The organism is Spirillospora sp. NPDC048823 (assembly GCF_043198445.1).
GTDB lineage: Bacteria > Actinomycetota > Actinomycetes > Streptosporangiales > Streptosporangiaceae > Spirillospora.
The window spans coordinates 36,202-59,080 of sequence record NZ_JBICUT010000006.1; the positions used below are offsets into that span (position 1 = coordinate 36,202).

The 22,879-nt window shown below is 69.7% G+C and carries 17 protein-coding genes; 8 read left to right on the plus strand and 9 right to left on the minus strand.

The window, feature by feature from the left end:
• Positions 1-273 precede the first annotated feature (273 nt).
• From ACGFK0_RS15815 to ACGFK0_RS15835, 5 genes are all read left to right on the plus strand, one after another.
• Entirely contained in the window at positions 274-765 is a 492-nt protein-coding gene (locus ACGFK0_RS15815; RefSeq protein WP_392905249.1) for a (2Fe-2S)-binding protein, read from the plus strand.
• Entirely contained in the window at positions 762-3,185 is a 2,424-nt protein-coding gene (locus ACGFK0_RS15820; protein ID WP_392905252.1) for a xanthine dehydrogenase family protein molybdopterin-binding subunit, read from the plus strand. Before ACGFK0_RS15815 ends, ACGFK0_RS15820 begins: the two co-directional genes overlap by 4 nt.
• Positions 3,182-4,039 (plus strand): FAD binding domain-containing protein, encoded by an 858-nt coding sequence (locus ACGFK0_RS15825; protein ID WP_392905255.1) that lies wholly within the window; start codon positions 3,182-3,184, stop codon positions 4,037-4,039. Before ACGFK0_RS15820 ends, ACGFK0_RS15825 begins: the two co-directional genes overlap by 4 nt.
• Before the next feature lie 205 nt (positions 4,040-4,244).
• On the plus strand, positions 4,245-5,036 hold the full coding sequence (locus ACGFK0_RS15830; RefSeq protein WP_392905258.1) for an SRPBCC family protein: 792 nt from the start codon (positions 4,245-4,247) through the stop codon (positions 5,034-5,036).
• Positions 5,037-5,128: 92 nt separating this feature from the next.
• A complete protein-coding gene (locus tag ACGFK0_RS15835) occupies positions 5,129-5,830 on the plus strand; it encodes a class I SAM-dependent methyltransferase (RefSeq protein WP_392905260.1) in 702 nt (233 codons plus the stop codon).
• On the opposite strand, the gene ACGFK0_RS15840 is transcribed toward ACGFK0_RS15835, so the two are convergent.
• The 6 genes from ACGFK0_RS15840 to ACGFK0_RS15865 all read right to left on the minus strand — a co-directional run bounded on the left by ACGFK0_RS15840 (position 5,783) and on the right by ACGFK0_RS15865 (position 18,394).
• Positions 5,783-9,406 (minus strand): CDP-glycerol glycerophosphotransferase family protein, encoded by a 3,624-nt coding sequence (locus ACGFK0_RS15840; RefSeq protein ID WP_392905262.1) that lies wholly within the window; start codon positions 9,404-9,406, stop codon positions 5,783-5,785. The genes ACGFK0_RS15835 and ACGFK0_RS15840 overlap by 48 nt on opposite strands.
• A 21-nt stretch (positions 9,407-9,427) precedes the next feature.
• A complete protein-coding gene (locus ACGFK0_RS15845) occupies positions 9,428-12,871 on the minus strand; it encodes a CDP-glycerol glycerophosphotransferase family protein (RefSeq protein WP_392905265.1) in 3,444 nt (1,147 codons plus the stop codon).
• Positions 12,872-13,014: 143 nt separating this feature from the next.
• Positions 13,015-13,944, minus strand: a complete 930-nt coding sequence (locus ACGFK0_RS15850; RefSeq protein WP_392905267.1) for a LysR substrate-binding domain-containing protein — start codon at positions 13,942-13,944, stop codon at positions 13,015-13,017.
• 112 nt (positions 13,945-14,056) lie between these two features.
• The gene (locus tag ACGFK0_RS15855) at positions 14,057-15,340 is read right to left on the minus strand and encodes a PQQ-binding-like beta-propeller repeat protein (RefSeq protein WP_392905269.1); all 1,284 of its coding nucleotides are present in this window, start codon (positions 15,338-15,340) and stop codon (positions 14,057-14,059) included.
• Positions 15,333-16,553: a PQQ-binding-like beta-propeller repeat protein gene (locus tag ACGFK0_RS15860; RefSeq protein ID WP_392905271.1), complete on the minus strand. Its 1,221-nt coding sequence runs from the start codon at positions 16,551-16,553 to the stop codon at positions 15,333-15,335. Before ACGFK0_RS15860 ends, ACGFK0_RS15855 begins: the two co-directional genes overlap by 8 nt.
• Positions 16,554-16,588: 35 nt before the next feature.
• Entirely contained in the window at positions 16,589-18,394 is a 1,806-nt protein-coding gene (locus ACGFK0_RS15865; protein WP_392905273.1) for a DUF6745 domain-containing protein, read from the minus strand.
• A 241-nt stretch (positions 18,395-18,635) separates the two neighbouring features.
• Between ACGFK0_RS15865 and ACGFK0_RS15870 the strand changes: the two genes are divergently transcribed.
• Positions 18,636-19,565 (plus strand): ankyrin repeat domain-containing protein, encoded by a 930-nt coding sequence (locus ACGFK0_RS15870; protein WP_392905275.1) that lies wholly within the window; start codon positions 18,636-18,638, stop codon positions 19,563-19,565.
• A gap of 67 nt (positions 19,566-19,632) precedes the next feature.
• On the opposite strand, the gene ACGFK0_RS15875 is transcribed toward ACGFK0_RS15870, so the two are convergent.
• From ACGFK0_RS15875 to ACGFK0_RS15885, 3 genes are read right to left on the minus strand one after another with little or no spacing between them, the layout of a single operon-like run.
• Positions 19,633-19,875 (minus strand): DUF397 domain-containing protein, encoded by a 243-nt coding sequence (locus tag ACGFK0_RS15875; RefSeq protein WP_392905279.1) that lies wholly within the window; start codon positions 19,873-19,875, stop codon positions 19,633-19,635.
• Complete coding sequence (locus ACGFK0_RS15880; protein WP_392905281.1) at positions 19,850-20,047, minus strand: DUF397 domain-containing protein; 198 nt, start codon at positions 20,045-20,047, stop codon at positions 19,850-19,852. The genes ACGFK0_RS15875 and ACGFK0_RS15880 overlap by 26 nt, the downstream gene beginning before the upstream one ends.
• Entirely contained in the window at positions 20,025-21,335 is a 1,311-nt protein-coding gene (locus ACGFK0_RS15885; RefSeq protein ID WP_392905284.1) for a Scr1 family TA system antitoxin-like transcriptional regulator, read from the minus strand. Before ACGFK0_RS15885 ends, ACGFK0_RS15880 begins: the two co-directional genes overlap by 23 nt.
• Positions 21,336-21,743: 408 nt before the next feature.
• Here ACGFK0_RS15885 and ACGFK0_RS15890 point away from each other — a divergent pair, with 408 nt between their 5' ends.
• Both ACGFK0_RS15890 and ACGFK0_RS15895 read left to right on the plus strand, forming a co-directional pair.
• A complete protein-coding gene (locus ACGFK0_RS15890; RefSeq protein ID WP_392905287.1) occupies positions 21,744-22,298 on the plus strand; it encodes a peroxiredoxin in 555 nt (184 codons plus the stop codon).
• Positions 22,299-22,300: 2 nt separating this feature from the next.
• Entirely contained in the window at positions 22,301-22,843 is a 543-nt protein-coding gene (locus ACGFK0_RS15895; protein ID WP_392905289.1) for a carboxymuconolactone decarboxylase family protein, read from the plus strand.
• The last annotated feature ends 36 nt before the right edge of the window (positions 22,844-22,879 follow it).

The following is a 22,879-nucleotide window of genomic DNA, read 5'->3' on the forward strand; positions in this document are numbered from 1 at the left end:
GGCCGGGGCGGTACGGCGGTGGGGCGGAGTCTCCGACAACGGCATCGTCGGGCCTGCGACCGGGCGGGTTCTGCTTCGTGTGCCCTGGCGGCCATCATTCACTCAGACGTCGGTAAATAACCGACGCCGGGGGCTAGTACGGAAATCAACCGCGGCATAAGTTCGTATGGTCGCCTTCCACGGAGGGGGCCCCGATGACGTGGCCGGACCAGCGAGCCCCACCTGGGGGCGTGTCTCTCGAAGTCCACCCTGAGACGTCCCTGGGAGAAACTCATGCCACGTATCCGTGTCGAGGTCGATGGCGCGACGTATGAAGACGACGTCGAACCGCGCCTCCTTCTGATTCACTATCTGCGCGAACGGCTGGGGAAGGTCGGCACTCCCGTGGGGTGCGACACCAGCAACTGCGGAGCCTGCACCGTCCTGATGGACGGGATGAGCGTGAAGAGCTGCTCGGTGCTCGCCGTCCAGGCGGACGGCAGTGACGTGACGACCATCGAGGGCCTGGGCGTCGACGGCGGCACGCATCCGATGCAGCGCGCGTTCCACGAGGAGCACGCTCTCCAGTGCGGGTACTGCACCCCCGGCATGATCATGGCGTCTCTCGATCTGCTGCGGGAGAACGCGGACCCGTCCGAGGACGAGGTCCGGGACGGGCTGGAGGGGAACCTGTGCCGGTGCACCGGCTACCAGAACATCGTCAAGGCCGTCCGGCGTGCCGCGAGTGAGATGCGCGACCCCGCGGGACAGGAGGTGACGCCGTGACCGCGGTCGAGGGCGAAGCCGTGACCACGCGGGAGATCGGCTCCCCGCGCAGGCGGTCCGAGGACGCCCGGCTCATCACCGGCCGGACGAAGTGGACCGACAACATGACGCCGGCGGGGACGCTGCACGTGGCTTATCTGCGCAGCCCGTACGCACACGCGCGGATCTCCCGCGTCGACACGTCCCAGGCGAAGAGCAGTCCCGGGGTGGTCGCCGTGTTCAGCGGCGAGGATCTGGCCGACGAGCAGGGGTCGCTGCCGTGCGCGTGGGTCGTCACCGACGACATGAAGCATCCGGACCATCCGCCGATGGCCGTGAGGGAGGTCCGGTACGTCGGTGAGCCGGTGGCGTGCGTGGTGGCCCGCGACAAGTACGCGGCCGTCGACGCCCTGGAAGAGATCGACATCGACTACGAGCCGCTGCCCGCGGTCGTGAACATGGAGGCGGCGATAGCGGGAGGCGCCGACCTCGTCCACGAAGACCTGGGGACGAACAAGTCCTACACGTGGGTGTTCGAGAACGGGGATCTGGACGCCGCGATGCGGGACGCCCCGGTCGTCATCGAACGCAAGTACGTCCAGCAGAGGCTCATCCCTACGGCGATGGAGCCGCGGTCGGTTCTGTGCGTCCCGGACGGAGACGACTTCACTCTGTACTCGGCCACGCAGATCCCGCACATCCTGCGGCTGATGCTGGCCACCGTCACCGGGATCCCCGAGCACCACATCCGGGTCGTCGCACCCGACGTCGGCGGCGGCTTCGGCTCCAAGCTGCAGGTGTACGGGGAGGAGGTCATCGCGCTGCTGCTCGCCCGGCGGCTCGGCCGCCCGGTCAAGTGGACGGAGTCGCGCAGCGAAGGCAACATGACCGTCCACCACGGACGCGACCAGATACAGCGGCTCACGCTCGCGGCAGAGCGGGACGGACGGATCCGCGGCCTGAAGGTGGATCTGCTGGCGGACATGGGCGCGTACCTCATGCTCGTCACTCCGGGCATCCCGCTGCTGGGCGCGTTCATGTTCAACGGCATCTACAAGATGGACGCCTTGTCGTTCACCTGCACGGGTGTCTTCACGACGAAGATGCCCACGGACGCCTACCGGGGTGCGGGCCGGCCGGAGGCCACGTTCGCGATCGAGCGGATGATGGACGACCTGGCGGCCGAACTCGGCGTCGACCCCATTGAGGTGCGGCGCCGCAACTGGATCGCGCACGAGGAGTTCCCGTACGAGACGATCGCCGGCCTCACCTACGACTCGGGCAACTACGAGGCGGCGACGGACAAGGCGCTGGAGTTGTTCGAGTACGACAAGCTGCGCGCCGAGCAGGCGGACCGCCGTGAACGGCAGGATCCGGTGCAGCTGGGCATCGGAGTGTCCACGTTCACCGAGATGTGCGGGCTCGCGCCGTCCCGTGTTCTGGGTTCGCTGTCCTATGGTGCGGGCGGCTGGGAGCACGCGTCGGTGCGGATGCTTCCGTCCGGCAAGGTGGAGGTGGTCACCGGTTCGTCCCCGCATGGTCAGGGCCATGCGACGGCGTGGGCGCAGATCACCGCCGACCGGCTCGGTGTGCCGTTCGAGGACGTGAAGGTCCTGCACGGCGACACGGCCATCTCGCACAAGGGCATGGACACGTACGGTTCGCGTTCACTGGCCGTAGGCGGTGTCGCGCTCTATTCGGCGTGCGAAAAGGTGGTCGACAAGGCCCGCAAGGTCGCGGCGCATCTGCTGGAGGCGTCCGAACAGGACCTCGACTTCAGCGGCGGACGGTTCAGCGTCCGCGGCGTCCAGGAGGAGGGCAAGACGCTCCAGGAGGTCGCGCTGGCCGCGTTCGCCGCGCACGACCTGCCTGACGGCATCGAGCCGTCGCTGGACTCCGACGCCACGTTCGACCCGGACAACTTCTCCTTCCCGCACGGCACGCACCTGTGCGCCGTCGAAGTCGACACCGAGACGGGGATGGTGAAGATCCGCAAGTACGTGGCGGTGGACGACGTCGGGAACGTCGTGAACCCGCTCATCGTGGAGGGGCAGGTGCACGGCGGCCTCGCGCAGGGCATCGCGCAGGCCCTCTACGAGGAGGCCGTCTACGACGCGGAGGGCAACCTGACCACGACCACGATGGCCGACTACCTGATCCCGTCGGCGGCGGACCTGCCCACGTTCACGACCGACCGGACGGAGACGCCCGCGACGTCCAACCCGATGGGCGTGAAGGGCGTCGGCGAGGCCGGCACGATCGCCTCGACCCCCGCGGTCGTCAACTCGATCGTGGACGCGCTGCGCCCGCACGGCGTACAGGACGTGGCGATGCCGTGCACGCCCGAACGCGTCTGGCGCGCGCTGCGCGCGGAATCGAAACCGCAGGCCGCGCAACCCGGTGCGGGCGGCGGACTCGGATCGGCCGGAGGTGCCCAGTGATCCCCGCGACGTTCGACTACACCCGTCCCGCCTCGGTGGACGACGCCGTCCGGGCGCTGTCCGACGGGGGCGACGACAGCAAGGTGCTCGCCGGCGGGCAGAGCCTCATGCCGCTGCTGCGGATGCGGCTCGCCATCCCGGAGTCGCTCATCGACGTCGGCCGGATCGACGCACTCCGGGAGATCCGCGAGGAGGGCGACTCACTGGTCATCGGCGCGATGGCGACGCACCATCAGGTGATCCGCGATCCGCTGGTCCGCGAGCACGCGCCGCTCATCGCGGTGACGACGGAGACGGTCGCCGACCCGGCCGTCCGGCATCGGGGCACGTTCGGCGGGTCGCTGGCGCACGCGGACCCGGCGGGCGACCTGCCGGCCGTCGCGCTGGCGCTGGACGCGGTGTTCCTCGTCCGGTCCGTGCGCGGCGAGCGGGAGATCCCCGCGACCGAGTTCTTCGTCGACTGGATGACGTCGGCGATGGAGCCGGACGAGCTGCTCGTGGGCGTCCGCGTACCGAAGCTGGGGTCCGGCTGGGGCGTGCACTACGAGAAGTTCCACCGGACGGCCCAGGCCTGGGCGATCGTCGGTGTCGCGTGCGCCGTCCGGCGCAACGGTGACGGGATCGAGGAGGCGCGCGTCGCGCTGACCAACATGGGGCCCGCCCCGGTCAGGGCCGGCGCGGTGGAGATCGCGATCAGGGGCGGGTCGGCGTCGGACGACTCGTTCAGGACCGCCGCGGCGCAGGCCGCGGCGGGCACCGAGCCACCCACCGACCTGCACGGTTCGTCGGAGTACCGGACCCATCTGGCGACGGTGCTGACCGCGCGGGCACTGAGCGCCGCGGCCGGTGCCTGAGGGCCGGTGCTGAAAGGCGGGCGCTGACGGCCGTGCGGCCGGATCTCCGGACCCCCGGGGATCCGGCCGCATGGCCGACCCGTCGCGGGGTACCGGCCGGGTACGATCCCTGGTCCCGGGCGGGGTGATCGGCCCCACTGGCGACGCGATGGGCGTCAGCCGTAGGGTCGCGGACAAGGTCTCCGGACGATAAGGACATTTGATCATGGAACTCGACCACGATTTCACCGTCCCCGTACCGGTCGATCAGGCCTGGTCGGTGTTGCTCGACGTGGAGCGCGTCGCGGCGTGCATGCCCGGCGCGACCCTGGACTCGATCGAGGGCGAGGAGTTCAAGGGCCGGATGAAGGTGAAGGTCGGCGCGATGACCATCACCTACCGCGGTTCCGCGCGCATCGTGTCGGCCGAGGAGTCGTCACGCACGGTGACGATGGAGGCGTCCGCGAAGGAGGCCCGCGGCTCGGGGACGGCGTCGGCGACCGTCCAGGCGAAGCTGCACGAGGAGGGTGACACGACCCGGGTGACCGTGCACACCAAGATGAACGTGACGGGACGGCCCGCCCAGTTCGGGCGCAACATCCTGTCCGAGGTCGGCTCCAAGATCATCTCCCGGTTCGCCAAGGCGCTGGAGGAGGAGCTGGAGTCGTCCGGCACGACCCCGGCCGCGGCCGCCGAGAGCCCGGCCGCGGCGGCGAAGCCGGAGCCCGCCGACAAGCCGGGCCCGGCGACCGCGGAGGTCGTCGAGCCCGTCCCGGCCACCGCACCCGAGAGCCCCGGCGACCCGGAGCGGGCTGCCGCTCCGGCGGCGGAGAAGGCCGCGCCGGCGGCGGAGAAGCGTGAGCGGCCGCTGCGGGTGGCGCGGGAGGACGACGCGATCGACCTGCTGGAGGTCGCGGGCCCGTCGGTCGCCAAGCGGGCCGTCCCGGCCGTCGGCGGCCTGGTCGCTCTGCTGCTGGTGTTCCGCTTCCTCACCCGGCGCCGCCGCCGGAAGCGCTGACGTCCGGCCGGGGGTCAAACACCGGTCAACGATCGGTCACCGGACGGCGACGTCGGTGGAACGCGCCGCCGCGCATGCCGTCGGCTTGTCCCGTGGACACCATCGAGCTTCAGCGGATCACGCGGATCGAGAACGACAACTGGTGGTACCGCGAGCGCCGCAAGATCCTGTCCGCGGAACTGCTGCGGTTCAGCGAGCCGGGGACGGCGGTCGACATCGGAGCCGCCGCGGGAACGGGTTCACGGGTGCTTGCCGAGCACGGCTGGCAGGCCACCGCGATCGACCTGAGCCCTGACGCCGTGGCGCTGGCGCGCGCGCACGGCGTCGAGGCGTACGAGGGCGACGCGCGCTATCTGCCGCTCCCCCCATGCCACTACGACCTCGCGCTGGCCCTGGACGTCCTGGAGCACATCGAGGACGACGAGCGGGCGGCGGCGGAGATCACGCGGGTGCTGAAGCCGGGCGGGACGGCGCTGCTGTCCGTCCCGTGCGACATGGCCCTGTGGTCGGCGCACGACGTGGCGCTCGGGCGGGTCCGCCGCTACACGCGCCGCACGCTCGCCGAGCTCGTCGAGGGCGCCGGACTGGTGCTGGAGCGGGTGTGGAGCAGGGGCGTCCTGCTCCGGCCGTTCCTGCGACGCCTCAGGCACCGGACGGCGCGCCGCGAGGACCTGGCCCCGCTGCACCCCCTCGCCAACGAGGCGCTGCGCGCGACCGCCGCGCTGGAACGCCGCCTGCCTCTGTCGTCATGGCCCGGCGCCTGGCTCTTCGCCCGCGCCCGCCAGCCCGGCTAGGACATCGCCGAAGATGTGGTCCACGGCTCTGGCGGACGCTTGGCCGTCGTCGTGCGGGCAGTGGTTCACGAAGAAGCGGTCGTAGGCGTCCGCGTAGCGCTCTTCGGTGTCGGGCGCCCGCCTGACCGCTTCGGCGACCTCGGCGGACGTCGTCACGACGGGTCCCGGCGCCTCGGCCTCCAGGTCGAGGCAGAAGCCGCGCACGTGGTCGCGGTAGCGCTCCAGGTCGTAGGCGAAGAGGACGATCGGCCTGCCCAGGATCGCGTAGTCGACCATGGCGGACGAGTAGTCGGTGACGAGCACGTCGGCCGCCATGTACAGCTCGGCGATGTCCGGATACCGGGACACGTCGATGACGAAGTCGCCCGTGGTGGAGCCGCCCGTGGTTGGGGCACTGGTCGAAGAAGGGTCCCGGTCGGTGATGAGGGGATGTGGCCGCAGAAGCAGGACGTGGTCTTCGCCGAGGGCCTGGCGCAGGGTCTCCACGTCCAGTTCGAGGGAGAAGCCGTAGCCGCCGGGTGCGTGGTGCCGGTCGTCCCGCCATGTGGGCGCGTAGAGGACGGCCTTCTTGCCGTCGGGTATCCCCAGGCGCTTGCGGATGCGGGCCCCGATGCTCTCCCACTCGGGTGTGCTGAGGATGTCGTTGCGCGGGTAACCCGTCTCCAGGATCTCCCCCTCATACCGGAGGGCCCGGCGCATGACCTGGGTGGCGAACGGGCTCGGAGACAGCAGCAGGTCCCACCGCGCCACCTCCCGTTCCGTCCAGTCGAAGCGTTCCGTGCGCTGGTACGGCATGTCGCTGAGGTCGTGGGCGAGACGCTTCAGCGGTGTGCCGTGCCAGGTCTGGACGTACGTCTGGCCCGCGCGCTTGGCGTACCAGGACGGCAGCCCCACGTTGGTGACGACGTAGCGGGCGCGCGCGAGGACGCGGTAGTGCTCGCGGCTTCCCGCCAGGACCGTCCGGGCCTTCCCTTCGACCGCGAACTGGCCGTCCCGGGAAATCCACACGCATTCCAGGTTCGGCTTGCGCCGGATGAGTTCCTCGTAGATGGCTTTCGGGTTGCAGCTGTACCGGGTCCCCTCGTGGCTGTCGAACACGACGACGTCCGCGATGGGGCTCCGCAGGTAGACGGGGTAGTCACGCTGCTGGAGGAGCAGTTGCGCGTGTCCGCCGCGCTCGTCTTCGTTGAGGGTGAGACGGCTGTGAAGCAGGAACGCGTCCGTCTGGTGTACGTCGACCTCGAACTCGTGCGTTCCCACGAGCTGCCGGCCGGTCAGGTCCGGGATCGCCTCACGTTCGACGACGACGGCCACTTCTCCGGAACGCGCGCGCGCCAGCAACTCCCATGTTCCGCTGGGCAATGGCAGGTCCGTCCCGAACACGGCCAGTGCCGCGGGTGTGAACGCGGCGGTGAACCGGCACCCGTCCCACGTGACGGGGACGCGGTGCTGGTCACCCGACCGGAACCGCCGCAGGACGAAGTGGGAGGGCCGTTCCTCGGGGTCCGCGAAGTCGCCGCTCAGCGTGAGGAGCCCGTTCTCGTCCCACTCGGCCGCGGTCACGACCGGCCGGAAGCTGCGCTCCACACCGCGCAGGTTGCCGAACGCCGTCCGCGTGAGGGCGAACTCCCTGCCACACTCGCAGGCCGACCCCGTGCAGGCCGACCCTGTGCAAGGCGGTAGGGCGTACCGGACGGCGGGGACGTTGCTCGCGACGGTCAGCCTCAGCGGCCCGCCCTCGCCGGTCAGCCTGATGTCCCAGTCGATGGCGTCCAGCAGGTGTCCGCAGGAGGAGGGGCGGCAGGACGAGCAGCAGATCGACCCGTCCTCCAGAGGCAGTCGCGCCTTGAAGTCGAATCCGGTGCCCTCCGCCATGCGAAGCACGGCCGACTGGCGGAGCGTCACCTCTCCGCGGATCTCCGCGCCCCCGTGCCGGCGTGCCGCGACCATGGCCACCCCCGCGCCCAAGGCTCGCCTGGTCCAGCCGGTCAGCTCCAGATGGTCGCCGTCGCGCCGGATGCCGGTGACGACGGCCTTGGCCCGCTTGACGTGGACGACGAACACGTCGTCGTCGCCGGCCGCCGGTTGAACGGCCACGTGCTCGTCCACCTGCCGTGCGGCCGTCCACCGCACGGCCGGGGCCATCGCGATGAGCCGCTGGACGGCCTTGCGTCCCGCGGTCGACACCTCGGCGTACAGCTCGTAGGTGGCCGTCCGCCACTCGTCGCCGTCCAGCAGGTACTCGGGCTCCACCCGGACGGAGAACCCGGACCAGTCGTAGGAGACGAGCGACTGGCCGGACTGGGCCGTGGCGTCGGCGCAGCGGATCCGTTCCACCGGCAGCCGGATCTCCTTGCCGGTCCTGACGTCGCGCATCCAGACGCGGATGCGGGAATCCGCCACCGACGACACGTCCAGCCGGTCGAAGTGGGCGTGCCCCTCGACGATGAGTGTGTCGACGTCCCATTCCACACGGTCGACGTCCGCCCAGAGGAGCAGTTCGTCGGTGACGTCGTACAGGTCCTCCGGGATGGCACGGTCCAGGTCGTCGAAGAAGGGGTACCGGGCGTACCAGCGCTGGCGGAGGCGGCCCCGCTGCACGAGCGGGACGTCCCGCAGCCCCTCCGCCTCGAAACGGAGTACTTCCAGCAGTTCGGGCAGCATCCGCTCACCGAGCAGATACGTCTCCAGCCGCCTGATCGACACGAGCCGTTCGGCGGCGGAGCGGTCGCCCCCGGCGACGACCTCGGCACCCAGCTCGACAAGGCGTTCCCGTTCCTCCCCGGTGGCCTCGGGCAGGGCGAGCATCAGCGCGCGGACGTCCAGGTCCAGCGCGTACATGTCGTGGACGGCCAAAAGCTCCGGCGCGTGGTCTTCGACGAATTCCCGCACCTTCGCCAGGGTCGCCATCCGTTCGGTGACATCCGTGGCCTCGTGACGGATCCGTTTAGCCGTTCCCGGACGCTCGCGCAAGAAGTAGGTGGTCGTGTCGAGCACGTCCATCGCGGAGGCCAGGATCTGGGTCTGCATGGCCGTGAGCACGTCAGAGGCCGTCGGGACCGTGAAGCGGTACGTGTCCCAGAACGCGCGCCGGAACACCTTGTTGCACACCATCCTGTCCTGCAGGAGCGCAGGGTGGCGGGTCACATCCGTCGACTTCACCGTTGTCGCGTAGGGAACGCTGTGCAGCGGGGACTGCCGTGCCTGCGTGCCGTCCAGGCACATGACGTTCCCGCCGACGAGGTCCGATCCGGTCGACTCCAGCGTGCCGACCATCAGTTCGTAGGCGTACGGAGGCGCGGCGCCCTCGCCATCGGCGAACGCCAGGTACCGGCCCTTCGCCTGCTCCACGCCGGTGTCCCCGGCCGGCATTCCGCCGGACGGGCGGAGCAGCGTGAAACGGTCGTCGCGTTCGGCGAACTCTTCGGCGACGGCCGCGCCGCCGTCGCTCGACCCGTCGTCCACCATGAGCACCTCCAGGCCGCGCAGGGTCTGCCCGGCGAGCGACGCCAGGCAGCCGGCGAGGTGCTCCTCGGCGTTGCGGAAGGGGACGACGATGCTTATCTGGGGTGACAACTGCGGCTCCGTGGTGGGGTTTCAGGTGGCGGGCTGGAGGACCCGGTCGAGCACGCGGGAGGCGGCGTGGCCGTCGTCGTGCGGGCAGTACCGGGCGGCGAACACTGCGCGTGCGTCCCGGAAACCGGCATCGAGCGCGCCCGGCTCGCGCAGGGCGTCGACGACCTCCTGCGAGGTGCTCAGCAGAGGCCCCGGGGCCTCCGCGTCGAGGTCGAAGTAGAAACCGCGCACGTGGTCGCGGTAGCGCTCCAGGTCGTAGGTGAAGAACACCATCGGGCGGCCGGTGACGGCGAAGTCGAACATGGACGACGAGTAGTCCGTGACGAGCACGTCGCTGATGAGGAACAGTTCGGAGATGTCGGGGTAGACGGACACGTCCATCACGCAGTCGCCCGGCCGGAGCTTCGGGCGGTCGGTGACGAGATAGTGGGTGCGCAGGAGGAGGACGTGGTCGTCCCCCAGGGCGGCCCTGAACCGGTCGATGTCGAATTCGAGGCGGAACGCGCGCTTGCCGACCGCGTGGTGGAAGTCGTCCCTCCACGTCGGCGCGTACAGGACGACCCGCTTGCCCTCCGGGATGCCGAGGCGCCGCCGCACCGCCGACGCGATCTCCCCCCGGTGCGGGCTGTTCAGGACGTCGTTGCGCGGATAGCCGCTTTCGAAGACCGGCCCGTCATAGCGGAAGGCACGCCGGAACAGCGGCACGGAGAACGCGTTCTGGGCGAGAAGCAGATCCCAATGGGGAACGTCGTACTCCATCCAGTCGACGCCCTCGGTGCGCTTGTACGGCATCGTCTTGACGTCGTATCCGAGTTTCTTCAACGGCGTCCCATGCCAGCACTGCACGTACGTCTGGTCGTCGCGCTTGGTGAACCAGTCCTTCTGTGACCAGTTGCCGAAGACGTAGCGCGCGCGGGCCAACGCCTCGTAGTGCTCGCGCGTACCGGCCAGGACGGTCCGGGCGCCCGTGGGTTTGCCGAACTGGCCGTTCTCGGTGACCCACACGCATTCGATGTCGGTTCCGCGCCGCCGAAGCTCGTCGTAGATGCCGCGCGGGTTGCACGAGTACTGGCGGCCCCTGTAGGCGTCGAACACGGCGAGTTCACGCACGGGCAGGTTCAGGTGGCGGCGGTAATGCCCGGACCGTATGCGGCTTTGCGCGTAGGCCCCGCGTTCGTCGTCGTCCAGTGCCGTCTCGATGCGCAACTGCAGCTGGTCGGTCTTGTGGGCGCGGACCCCGATCCTGTGCAGACCCGCTTCGAACGGCTCCGGCAGCGTGCGCAGGGTGTGCCTTCTGACGACGACCGGCTGCTCCTTCCCGTCGAGGGCGGCAAGGACGTCCCAACGGCCGGCGACAAGCGGACGCGACAACCCGAGCACCGGCATACGCGCCGGGGAGAACGACGCCGTGAACCGGTGCCCTTCCCAGCGCAACCCGACCGTGTGCTCCTCGCACGACCGTCGCCGCCGGAGCACGAGCGCTTCGGGCCGTCCCGCCCCGTCCGTGCATGTCCCCGCCAGGTGAAGGGCGCCGTCGGGCGACCAGGACACCTCGTCCACGGCCAGGACCCGTCCGCGGACGACGATCCTCAGCGTGCTCCGCCGTGTCCTGGCGAGTTCCACCTCCCCGCCCGGGATCGGGAACGCGGTGCCGGCCGGATCCTCGTCCAGGTAGGGCTTGACCCCGTCCGGCAGGGTGATCTCCCAGTCGCCGGGACGTCCGGCCAGCCCGGCGACCGGCAGCCTGGCACGGAACCCGTTGTCCCCTACCGGCTCGACCGGGCCGGTCACCGTGGCCCGTCCCGCTTTGGGCGCGGCGATGATGCGCGGCTCGTCGCCGAACGGGGCGAGGCTCCAGCCGTCCAGCCACAGCTCGCCGCGCTCCAGATGGCCTCCGACGACGGCCGCTGGCGTCCGCCGCACCTGCACGACGAACCGGTGCCTGCCCGCGACGCCCTGCACGAGCACGCCCGGCGCGCATTCCCGGTCGTCCGGCCACTGCAGCGCGGTGAGCCGCGGGTTCGCGAACGTGGCCCGCCGCCGCAGCCCCCGGTTGGCGACCTCGACGCACGGCACCCAGTCGACGTCCCGCCAGCGCCCGAACAACTTCAGCGACGCCGGGTCGATGTCCGCGACGAACCCGGACCAGTCGTAGGAGACCGTCGACTGCCGCGACCTCGCGGTCACGTCCGGCCTCCGGACCCGGGTGACCGGCACCCGCATGAGCCCGCGCCGGTTCGCCGCCACCAGCCACACCCGGATGCGGGAGCCGTCCTCGGTCGAGGAGTCCAGATGCCGGATGTAGGCGTGCCCCTCGATGCGGAGCCGCCCGTCGACCCACGTGGCCCGGTCGATCGCCGCGACCGGCGTCAGCTCGTCGGTCACGTCGTACAGGTGCTGCGGTACGGCGCGCTCCTCGTCCTCGAAGAACGGGAACTCCGCGTACCACCGTGGCCGCAGGCCCCGCCGCACCCGCGGCGCGTCCGCCGCCTTCCGGAGGTGGACGAAGCGCAGCACCTCCAGCAACTCCGGCAACATCCGCCGGGACAGCAGATACAGCTGGAGGCGCGTCATCGCGGGAAGCCGCTTCAGCACGCGCGGGCTTATCCGCTCCGCCAGCTCAGCACCGGTCGCGACGAGTTCCTCGCGATGCACGTCATGCGTCCTGGGCAGAGCCTCAAAGAGCGTGCGAAGCTCGATTGCGACCAGTGCGTGCTCGTCATAGGCGTTCAGGAGCTGGGGCGCGTACTCGGCCATCCCGTCCCGCAGGACACGCGCGGACGCCAGACGCTGGGTGATGTTGTCCCAGTCATAGCGGTCCTCGGTGATGGACCCCTGCCGCTTGCGCCAGAAGTAGACCGTCTCACTCAACACGTCCACAGAACGGGCTCGGGCATGCGCGCGCACTGTCACAGGCGGGTCCTCGTAGAAACCCGTGGGGAACTCCAGCCCCTCCCGCTCCCAGAAGTCGCGCCGGTACACCTTGTTCCACGGCGTCCTGTCACGCATGAGGTCCGGCTTGGACGACACATGCGTCCCGGTGCAGGATTCGGTGAACACACCGTCGTGCAAGGGCGACTGCCATTTCCGGTCGTCGTCCATCCGCAGGACGTTGCCGGACGCGATGTCGGACCCCGTCCGCTCCAGCGATCCGACCAGCCGCGCGTAGGCCCTGCGCTCCACAACGTCGTCGGCGTCGGCGAACGCCAGGTACTCGCCGCGCGCCTGCCGCACCCCCGCGTTGCGGGCCGGCCCGGGCCCCTCGTTGTCCCGCGTCACCAGCCGGAACCGCGGGTCCCGGCCGCACATCTCCTTGGCGATCACGGCGCCGTTGTCGGTGGACCCGTCGTCCACCATGATCACCTCAAGGTCGCGCAGCGTCTGCCCGGCCAGCGACTCCAGGCACTCCCGCAAGAACTCCTCGGTGTTGCAGAACGGCACGACGACGCTGAGCTTCGGGGACATGGGGCCTCCTCCTCGCCCCACCGAGCATGGTGACGTCACGCCACCACATGAACACGCATCGCGATTGCCAGTCCGTCCCCTGACGCAGACTTGACCCCGCCTGGCCCGGCGTTTACGGTCCCCTGACCGTCCGCCCGGTGGGTCTAGGCGGGACGGATGCCAGGCGCGACCCCCGAGTCGGCGACGGCCTCCCGGACGCTCTCCGCGAGCACCTCGAACTCCCCCGCACGCGGCGACGTCGCCCGGAATCCGAGCCCTATCCGCCGGAACGGCGCGGGCGAAGCGAACCGGTGCAGGCTCAGGTTCGGCGCGCGACGCGTCTCCACCTCCAACGCGGTCTCCGGCACGAGCGTGACCCCGAGCCCGCCCGACACGAGCTGGACGAGCGTCGCCAGGCTCGTCGCGTACGTCGCGGCGGCCCGCGCCCCCACGTCGCGGCACACGTCGAGGGCCTGGTCCCGCAGGCAGTGCCCCTCGTTCAGCAGGATCACGTCCAGGTCGTTCAGCGTCTCCGGCGCGACCTCGCCCCCGGCGACCTCGAACTCGGCGGGCGCGACGAGCACGAAGTCCTCGTCGTACAGGACGAGTTCGGTCACACCGGCGGCGGGCACGGGCAGCGCCAGCAGCACCACGTCGAGCCGCCCCGCGAGAAGCTCCGCGACGACGTGCTTGGTCTTCTCCTCGCGCACCGACAGCTCCAGCTCCGGAAACTCCTTGGCGAGCCGTGGCAGCACAACGGGCAGCAGGTACGGCGCGACGGTGGGAATCACGCCCACCCGAAGCTGCCCGACGAGCGGCCCCCGGACGGCCCTGACCTCCTCGACCAGCCGGTCGAGTTCCGCGAGGACGACCGCGGCACGCCGCGCCACCCGCTCCCCGGCGGGCGTCAGCAGCACCTTCCGCGTCGTCCGCTCGACCAGCCGGGTTCCCAGACCTTCCTCAAGCGCCGCCACCGCCCCCGACAACGCGGGCTGGCTCATCCGCAGCGCGGCGGCCGCGTCCCGGAAATGCAGATGTTCCGCAAGCGCCGAGAACGCCCGCAGCTGCGCCACCGTCGGTCTGTTGATCGCCATCCCGACCGCAACTTTACCGAACGGTAATCACACACAGTGACCCACCCCAGGTCATGGAGAGGTGGCGTTCACCACTGTGCGTCGTCCGCCGCGAGGACCACCGCGCTCCAGCTCACTCGGGAGGCTTCGCGAAGGCACGGAACACGATGTCGTCCTTTTCCCCGCGCGTGACCGACGTCTCGTTCATGAAGAGCCGGCCCTGCGCGTACTGCCGGCCGTATCTGCTGCGCAGCCAGAGGCCGACGTCGCTGGGCAGGCGCCACATGATCGAGGTCCTGCCGGTGGCGGCGTCGACCGACACGAGCCGGGGCGGCTCGCTCCCGCCGCCGCCCTTGCCGCCTGCGCCCGGCTTGCGGGGCTGGGCGGCGATGAGCCGGTCGCCGTCGATCGCCAGTGGGTACAGGTGGTTGCGGTCCGGGTTGTCGGTCGCCCACCGGGCACGGCCGGTGGCCAGGTCATAGGAGACAATCGGCACGGTGCGCCCGTTCCGCTTCGCAGGCCGCTCACCCGATCTGACGTAGAGGCTGTCGTCGGCGACCACGACGCCGACGCAGCGATTGAGGTCCTGGCGGCCATCATGGCAACGCGCCTCTTCGCCGCCGGCGATGTCGAGGCCCGCGACCTGCCTCCCCGACGGGTCGAGCACCGCGAACCGCGACACGCCGCGGCCCGTGGAGCGAAGCCCGAGGACGACGTGACGGGTCGACGCCATCGCCTCGACCTTGTAGGCGGGGGGCACGTCGTGGCTCCACCGGTACCGGCCACTGCGCGGGTCGAGCCGGTGCACGCTGCGGGACTTGTTCTCGCAGGTCTGCCGGGCCAGCAGCACCGGGCCGCCGGACAGGCCGTCGATCGCGCAGTCCGCGCCGCGGCTGTCGATGGTCCACAGCGGGCGTCCGTCGTCCAGCCGGAAGGCGGCGGTGCTGTAGCGCCAGTCCGCCACCACGACGCCCTCGCCGATGACGATCTCCCCCGACCAGTGCCGGTCGGTCGGGCTGATCGCCTGCTCCCAGACCTTCGTGCCGGTCTTCACGTCGATCACGGCGACCCGGTTGCAGCCCAGTTCCCGCTTGCCGAACCGGACCGCGACCCGGCCCCCGGAGGGACGGGATGAGACCGCGCACACCTTGTCGGGCAGCGGCACCGTCCAGCGCGGCTCGCCGGTCGCGGGGTCGTACCCGGTCACGTCCCGGGCCCGTGCCATCGCCAGCGTCGGGCCGGTCGCCCAGACCGTCGGTGTCACGGGCTCGCCGCCGCCGACCGCCCGGCCTTCCAGGCTCCACAGCACCGCCTCCTCCCCGATCCCGCAGGCCGCGACGGGCAGCAGGGAGGCCAGGACGGCCAGAAGCGCCGACCGCCGTCCGAAGCGGCGCGCCGGGTTCCCGGGCTCATCCATCGGTGTCCCCGTACGCGCGGAGTGCGACCTTCTCCCTGCCCGTCACCAGCGTCTTGGTCAGGAAGAACCGGCCGTGTGCGTACTGGCGGTCGGCGCCGCTGCGCAGCCGGAAGTCCGCCTTCCTGGTGAGGCTCCACATGATCGACGTCTTGCCGGTGGCGGCGTCGACGGACACGAGCCGGGGAGCCTCGCCTCCCTCACCGGCCGTCGCGGGCTGGGCGGCGATGAGCCGGTCGCCGTCCATCGCGATCGGGAACAGGTGGTTGCCGTCCGGGTTCTCGGTCACCCACCGGGCGCGGCCGGTGGCCAGGTCAAAGGAGACGATCGGCGCGAACGTCCGCTCCTTGTCGTCGTTCCCCGGCCGGTCGCCCGACCTGACGTAGAGGCTGTCGCCGGTGACCACGATGTTCCTGCACCGGCTGTACGGCTCCGGGATGGAGCAATTGAGCGAGCTCTTGAAGTCGACATCGATGCTCGTGACCTGCACACCGGACGTGGTGAGGACCACGAACCGCGACACGCGCCTACGCTGGTCGTTCCGGCGGAGCCCGAGGACGACGGGACGCGTCGACACCATCACCTCGACCACGTATCCCAATGGTGCCTCGTAGCTCCACAGCGCCCGGCCGGTGTTCGGGTCGAGCCCTTCCACACGGCGGACCTTGAGCCTGTCGGCGTCGCAGGACCGCCCGGCCACCAGCATCGGACCACCCGCCAATCCCTGGAACGCGCAGTCCACGCGGTCGCTGTCGACGTTCCACAGCGGGCGTCCGTCGTCCAGCCGGAAGGCGGCGGTGCCGTAGAGCCAGTCCACCACCACGGCACCCGCGCTGATGACCGCCTGACCCCGCATGAACCGGTCGGCAGGGGTGATCGGCTGCTCCCAGACCTTCCTTCCGGCGGTCAGATCGATCACCGCGACCCGGTCGCAGCCCGGCTTGCCCTGGCCGAACTGAACGGCGACCCGGCCGCCGGCGGGACGGGGCGAGGCCGCGCACACTTCGCCGGACAGCGGCACCGTCCAGCGCGGCTCACCGGTCGCGGCGTCGTACCCGGTCACGTCGCGCGCCCGGGTGATCGCCAGAGTCGGCCCGGTCGCCCAGACCGTCGGCCGCACCATTTCACCGCCGCTGATCGTCCGGCCGTCCAGGCTCCACAGCAGCGGGTCGTTCCAGAACCCGCAGCCGCCCACGGGCAGCAGCAAGGCCGCCACGACGAAAAGGGACGCCCACCGTCGGCGGCCTGGCCTCAGCACCGGAACCACGTACTGGGACGGTACTCGTACGCATTGCCCTCGTCCGTCATCACCAGCGTGAGGGCGGCCGCCATCGCCTTGGCCTGCTCCCGCCGCGCCCGGTACTCCTCCGGCGACAGCGGCCGCAGGCCCAGTTCCCGTGCGGCCTCGTCGTCCGCCTCCTCCGGGTCGCCGCCATCGGGGTCGGCGCTCACCATGAATTCAAGGGCCTCCGTGAGGTCGCGGCCCATCACCTGGTAGCCGCCTTCGGAGTCGGCGTAGATCACCGGACGCCGAGGTCCGTCACCGCAGAGGAAATAGGTGCCGCCGGTGCCGCTCCCGCCGATCGGCTCCAGCCGCGCACCACAGGCCAGGTGGACCTCCTCGACGTGCTCGATGTGCGAGATGTGGGACATTCCGAGCTCCAGCCCGGCCAGCGTGTCCAGCAGCGACTCGCTCCGCCGGATGCGCGCCAGCAACTCCGGTTCCGGCGCCGGCCCCTCCGCACCGTTTCCGAGCCACGACGCGGCGGCCACCGGGTCGGTCGCGTCCATCGGCACCAGCAGCGCCGTCCCGCTGCGGCCGCCTCCGGCGCGCAGCACCACCCGGGCCGGGCCCCCGAACACCGCCGCCGGGACGTCGTAAAGCGCCAGCTCGCAGCCGGGATCGGCGGGATCGGTCACCGCCTCCCCGACCCGCGTCAGCGGCGCCTCTGCGGCGAACCGCGCCCAGCCCAGACGTTCCAGCGCGCAACGACGCCAATTCGGGACGACGCGCTCGGCGCAAAAGGTGGCCGCGTACGACGCGGCACCGAACTGCTCCGCCGCACGCCCCTGCAACTCCTCATCGGACGCGTGAGCGATGTCGGCGGCGCTCCACCCGGGGTCGATGAGGTCGGGCGGCACAAGCCGGCCCCGCCAGCAGTACTGCGCGAAACCGTCCCGGTAGCGCACGGCCGGGCCGTCGCCACGATGCAGCCGACCCGAGTCGTCGGTGTGGACCTCGGCCGGATGAGGGGTCAGCACCGCGACGTCGTTGAGCGCCCACCACCATCCGACCACCGACGCCATGCGCAGCCGCGCCTGGAGCGGCCCGGTGCCACCCCCGCGCACCGCCGCCAGGATGAGCAGCGCATGGTTCTCCGGAGCGCGCACCGCGGCCCATACCTGCCGCCACTGCTTCCAATGCTCAGGACGCGGCGCTTCGGCACACGACCGCAGCGCGTCCTTGGCCGCCTCCCACTGCCCAGCGGAAAACGCCGGTTCCAGCTCCTCAAGCAGGCGCGCATGGGCAGTGGCGCTGGCAGCGGCGAAACGTCCGGGATCGGATGGCGACAGCGCCTCCTCCTTGAACCGGGCCGAGACCCCGCTGTTGATCGCCCACGCGGGCTCACCGACACGCGCGAGAACGGCCCGCAGATCAGGTTTCTCCATGTCGTAGGAGAGCTTGTAGGCCGAGAGGACGTCCGGCAGCCGCCACCTGGAGGCGAAGGGCTCGTTCTCCTCGAAGTCGGACGGCTCGTGGCGGTCGAACGTCCCGTACGTCCCCTCCAGGCGGGCAGTGGTCGCGCCGACCCATGCCTTATGCGCGTCCGGGTGCCGGTCGCCGTCGAGATGCTCGTGCCCGTAGAGGAGGGTCCGCGCCGCGATCGCGCCCGCCAGCGGGGAGTCCAGCCAGATCACGGCCTTGGGCCGCCCCCACCCCCGCTGGTCGTACACCTCGGCGAGTGCCCGCTCGGCATCCCCCCGATCCGGCTCGGCGACGCGCGCCTCCCACTCACCGCACAGCTCATCGACGAGCCGCCGCTGCTCAGCGCTCAACCGGTCCATTGGCGTTCCCCAGGGTTCGACGGACGAGACACCACATATGAGACGCCCGCCACCCTCCCGGTTCCGCCCAACCAACAACAAGATCACCGACCCCCACGCCGCTGACCGGACGCGCCCGGCCCGCACCCCCGGCGAGACGGCCATCCTGCCTTGAAGTCAATCGATGCGCAGGCTGAACACCGCCGTCACATCGGCACGAAATGTCCGACCTGCAGGCCACAATCCGCTTGCCATGGACACCAACGAATGGGCGAACACGACATGGCGGGACCCCGCCCAGGTCCGTGCACACCTCGAAGCGGGCGCCGACCCGGACGCCCTCATATTCGGGTACCAGCGTCCATTGGACTTCGCTGTGGAGCGCGGCACGCCCGAAGTGGTCGCGGAACTGGCCAGGCACGTCAGGGACGTAGACGCCGAACACCAGGGCCGAACCGCCCTCTGGCGGGCCGTCTTCGACAAGCGTCCCGACAACGCCCGTGCCCTGGTCGAAGCCGGCGCCGACCCGTGGCGCCCTATGATGGCCGGCTGGTCACCCGGCCGACTCGCGTTGGCCGGTCCGCACCCGGACCTGTTCTCCCCGCTGTGCGCCGAGCTTTCGGCCGCCGAAGCCGCAGCGGTGGCGGAAGCCCCCCGCCTGATCAGGGCGTTGAGCGACATCTACTACGACGGCTTCAACCTGGCCTGTGTCGCCGATATCACCACAGATGAGGCCGCCCGGCGCCTGGAGGCGGCCACGGTCGAAGCGCCGGAGTACGGGGAGGACGAAGTCTTCGGCGACTACGACGACTCGGTCGTCGGCGCGATCGACGTGCCGGGCGGGTGCGTCATCGTCCAGCCATGGGCCTATGGGGCATCCATGCCCGGCGTCAGCAAGGCCCTTTCGACAGGGACCGTGTGCTACGCCATGTACGCCAACCCGAAGAGCGGAAACCAGGGAAGCGTCGCCCGAGACGGCGTACTCGAAGGCTGGGACCTGCATCCCGGAGGATGGGCCGGCGCCGACGACACGGCCGAGGAAGTCCTTCTCACCTACCTTTACCAAAACCAGGCCGAGGCGTTCTGCTTCGCCTACGCAGGACTGCGACCGACCGACTCCCGCGCGATCATCGGCCCCGCCGACATGTGGCTCCAACTCCCCGAACGCGACTACTGGCACTGACCCGACGGTCCTTCCTTCGCGCCATCGACCCGCACACGGAAGACGCCCCCGGCTCCGACCGCGCCGGTCAAAGATCCAATCCACCCGCCTTGATCCGGGCGAGCAAGGCGGCCAAGTCGTCCCTGGAGACAGGCAGGTGGGGGGTCGACAAGCTCTTGCTGTCCCGGACCCCCACGGCGCCGTCCAAGGAGGCGAGTTCCACGCAGTCGGTCGTACCGCCACCTTGGCTGTAAGTACTCTTGCGCCACTTGAGATCACACCGGGCCGTGCCGTCCACGTCAGCCTTACCGATCACAGAGATCGAGGTCACCAGACTTGATCCGCGTGATCAGGCCGGCCATCTCGTCCCTCGTGATCGCCAAGTGCGGACCGGCAGGTGCCTTACTGTCCCGGACGCCGACAAGCTGTGCGAGGTCCGCTACCTCAACACAGTCAGAGGTTCCGTGAGTTTGGCTGTAGCTACTCTTGCGCCAAGCCGTCATTGATTTCAACCATCCGTGATAGGTACTGCCGCGACTGATCCTCGTTCCAAGCACGCGCTGCGAGACGCTGGAAGCGCCTCGCAACCTCAGCCGCTTCCGTTTGATCATCGATGACTCGGCCCATGCCCAGCGCGTTTCCAGAGTGAGCCGCCAAGCGGCGCCCCGGGAGCGTGAAGCACCAATACGAACCATCCACGCCGGTGTGCGGCGCAGCCGACAGCGGAAGTATACGGACTGAGACATGGTGTAGCTGGCCCATTTCAGCCAGCTTGTCCCACTGGTCGGCCATGACCTGGGAACTTCCCATCGAACGAAGAGCGATCTCATCGAGCACAACCCATAGGTCGGGCCGACCGTCCAGGATCGCCGCCTGAAGATCCATCCGCAGCGCGACGGCGATTTCGACGTCCTCAATGAGTCCGGCTGCGTGACCTGCTTCCAGTAAGCACCTTGCATAGCCCTCCGTCTGCAACGGAATGGGAACGATGCTGCTGGAGAAGATGCAGTGCTCGACGGCCTTGCGCTGGTAGCGGTCGAGGCGGGATGGGGCGTTTGCGTCGATTCCGAGCTTTGCGTAGCCGAGCCAGATTGTGAACACATTGCCGGTGTTCCACTCTTTGTCCAGAGCGGCACACTCCCTGGTGCCGAACTGCTTCTCGCCGGTCTCGTATTTGGAAACCTGGCCGATCGAGCAGTTGAGGATCTTGGCGACATCGGCCTGTGTCACATTGTGCTGGACCCGAAGGAACCGCAGGTAGTAGGCCATGAAGGCGTAGATGGACTCGTGCGGGTCGGGGGAAGGCCTGACCATGATCGCACACCTCCGCACGTCATCGCTTTTCTGATGTTGTCGGCAACAATGACAAGCGTGGGTCGCTTTAGTCAACCTGTTTCGCAGCACACAAGAGGTCCATAACAAAGGCGAACACGAGAAATGAGTAGCGACAAAATTCGCAAGGCTGACTTCATAGACGAAACGGACCCGCTGCCGGCCGTCCAGCCCGGGACCGGGCGATGGGCCGAGCCTTACCGCCCGCTTCACCGTCCCCGTGAGTTCGGCCATGACGACGTCGCCCTGCTCGACCATGCGCACGACCTCCAGGTGGGGCGGGTTGAGGAGCTCGGGCGGGCCGTCGATGGCCTTGTCGTAGGCGTCTTTGCCGGTCAGGTGGAATCCGCCGAAGACGGTCCACTCGATGTCGTCGGTCAGGCACGACAGGATCTGCGCGTGGTCGTTCTTGCGGAAGCCGTCCAGGTAGGTGTTGACGGTCTCGATGTTCCGTGACATGTCCGCTCCTCGAATCGGGTGCCGTCCATGGGGCCGCCACGCGAACCGGCGGCTCCCCTGGTAGGTCGGAGCGGCCGAAGCATTCTCGACACCGCTCCGTCCACCCGCCCCGACCACCCGGACCCGGTTCCCCTTTACACTTGCCCGCTACGGAGAGCGAGGCCGGTTTTGGGCGGATCGGTGTGACGTTCATCTACTGGACGGTCGTTAGAATTCGCCGACCTGGCACTTCGCTGCTGGTCATCGCGATTGATAGGTGTCTCATATCAATCGATTGGGATACATCGATTTCTCTTCTTAACGGGACTGCGGCACGCTGCGTGACATCGGCTGCCGAGGCGGAAGCCCGCGGCCCCTCCTGCGCCTCTCATGCGGAGGCGATCCCTTTCTCGTGACGAAGGAGCATGCGTGCTTACTGTCGGTGACACGTTCCCCGAGTACGAACTCACCGCCTGCGTCTCGCTGGACGCGGACAACGCGTTCGAGACGATCAACCACAAGTCCTACGAGGGCAAGTGGCGTGTCGTGTTCTTCTGGCCGAAGGACTTCACTTTCGTCTGTCCGACCGAGATCGCCGAGTTCGGCCGTCTCAACGAGGACTTCGCCGACCGCGACGCGCAGGTGCTCGGCGCGTCCGTCGACAACGAGTTCGTCCACTTCGCCTGGCGCAAGGACCACCCGGACCTGCGCGAGATCCCCTTCCCGATGATGGCGGACCTCAAGCGCGAACTGTCGTCGGCGCTCGGCATCCTCACCGAGGACGGCGTGGCGCAGCGCGCGACGTTCATCGTCGACCCCAACAACGAGATCCAGTTCGTCATGGTGACCGCGGGGTCCGTCGGCCGGAACGTCAAGGAGGTCCTGCGGGTGCTGGACGCGCTGCAGAGCGACGAGCTGTGCCCCTGTAACTGGAACAAGGGCGAAGACACCCTCGACGCCGCCAAGCTGCTGGCCGGGGCCTGACCATGAGCGTCGACGCGCTGAAGAGCGCCCTCCCGGCGTACGCCAAGGACACCAAGCTCAATCTGGGGTCGCTGACGTCCACCTCGCAGCTCACCGAGCAGCAGCTCTGGGGGACGGTGCTGGCCTGCGCCCTCACCACGCGGAGCGCCACCGTCATCCGGGAACTGGCCGAGGAGGCGGGCGACCACCTGTCCGCCGAGGCGTTCGAGGCGGCCAAGGGCGCCGCGTCGATCATGGCGATGAACAACGTGTACTACCGCGCCACCCACCTGATCGGGGACGAGACGTACGCGACGCTGCCCGCCAGGCTCCGGATGTCGATCATCGGGAAGCCGGGCGTGGACAAGGTCGACTTCGAGCTGTGGTGCCTCGCCGTGTCCGCGATCAACGGCTGCGGGCGGTGCCTGGAGTCGCACGAGAAGGTCGTCCGCGACGCCGGCCTGTCGCGCGAGCTGGTGCAGGAGGCGCTGCGGATCGCCGCGGTCGTCAACGCCGCCGCCGCGACCCTGGACGCCGAGACCGCCCTGGCCCCCGCCACGGTCTGACCCGGCGAACACCGGGGCGCGCCCGGCGGACCTGAT

Excerpts from the sequence above, each read along its gene's own strand:
- ACGFK0_RS15815 (WP_392905249.1), top strand. The coding sequence starts at position 274 with ATGCCACGTATCCGTGTCGAGGTCGATGGCGCGACGTATGAAGACGAC.
- ACGFK0_RS15830 (WP_392905258.1), top strand. The coding sequence starts at position 4,245 with ATGGAACTCGACCACGATTTCACCGTCCCCGTACCGGTCGATCAGGCC.
- ACGFK0_RS15845 (WP_392905265.1), bottom strand. The coding sequence starts at position 12,871 with ATGTCCCCGAAGCTCAGCGTCGTCGTGCCGTTCTGCAACACCGAGGAG.
- ACGFK0_RS15850 (WP_392905267.1), bottom strand. The coding sequence starts at position 13,944 with ATGGCGATCAACAGACCGACGGTGGCGCAGCTGCGGGCGTTCTCGGCG.
- ACGFK0_RS15855 (WP_392905269.1), bottom strand. The coding sequence starts at position 15,340 with ATGGATGAGCCCGGGAACCCGGCGCGCCGCTTCGGACGGCGGTCGGCG.
- ACGFK0_RS15870 (WP_392905275.1), top strand. The coding sequence starts at position 18,636 with ATGGACACCAACGAATGGGCGAACACGACATGGCGGGACCCCGCCCAG.
- ACGFK0_RS15880 (WP_392905281.1), bottom strand. The coding sequence starts at position 20,047 with ATGACGGCTTGGCGCAAGAGTAGCTACAGCCAAACTCACGGAACCTCT.
- ACGFK0_RS15885 (WP_392905284.1), bottom strand. The coding sequence starts at position 21,335 with ATGTCACGGAACATCGAGACCGTCAACACCTACCTGGACGGCTTCCGC.
- ACGFK0_RS15895 (WP_392905289.1), top strand. The coding sequence starts at position 22,301 with ATGAGCGTCGACGCGCTGAAGAGCGCCCTCCCGGCGTACGCCAAGGAC.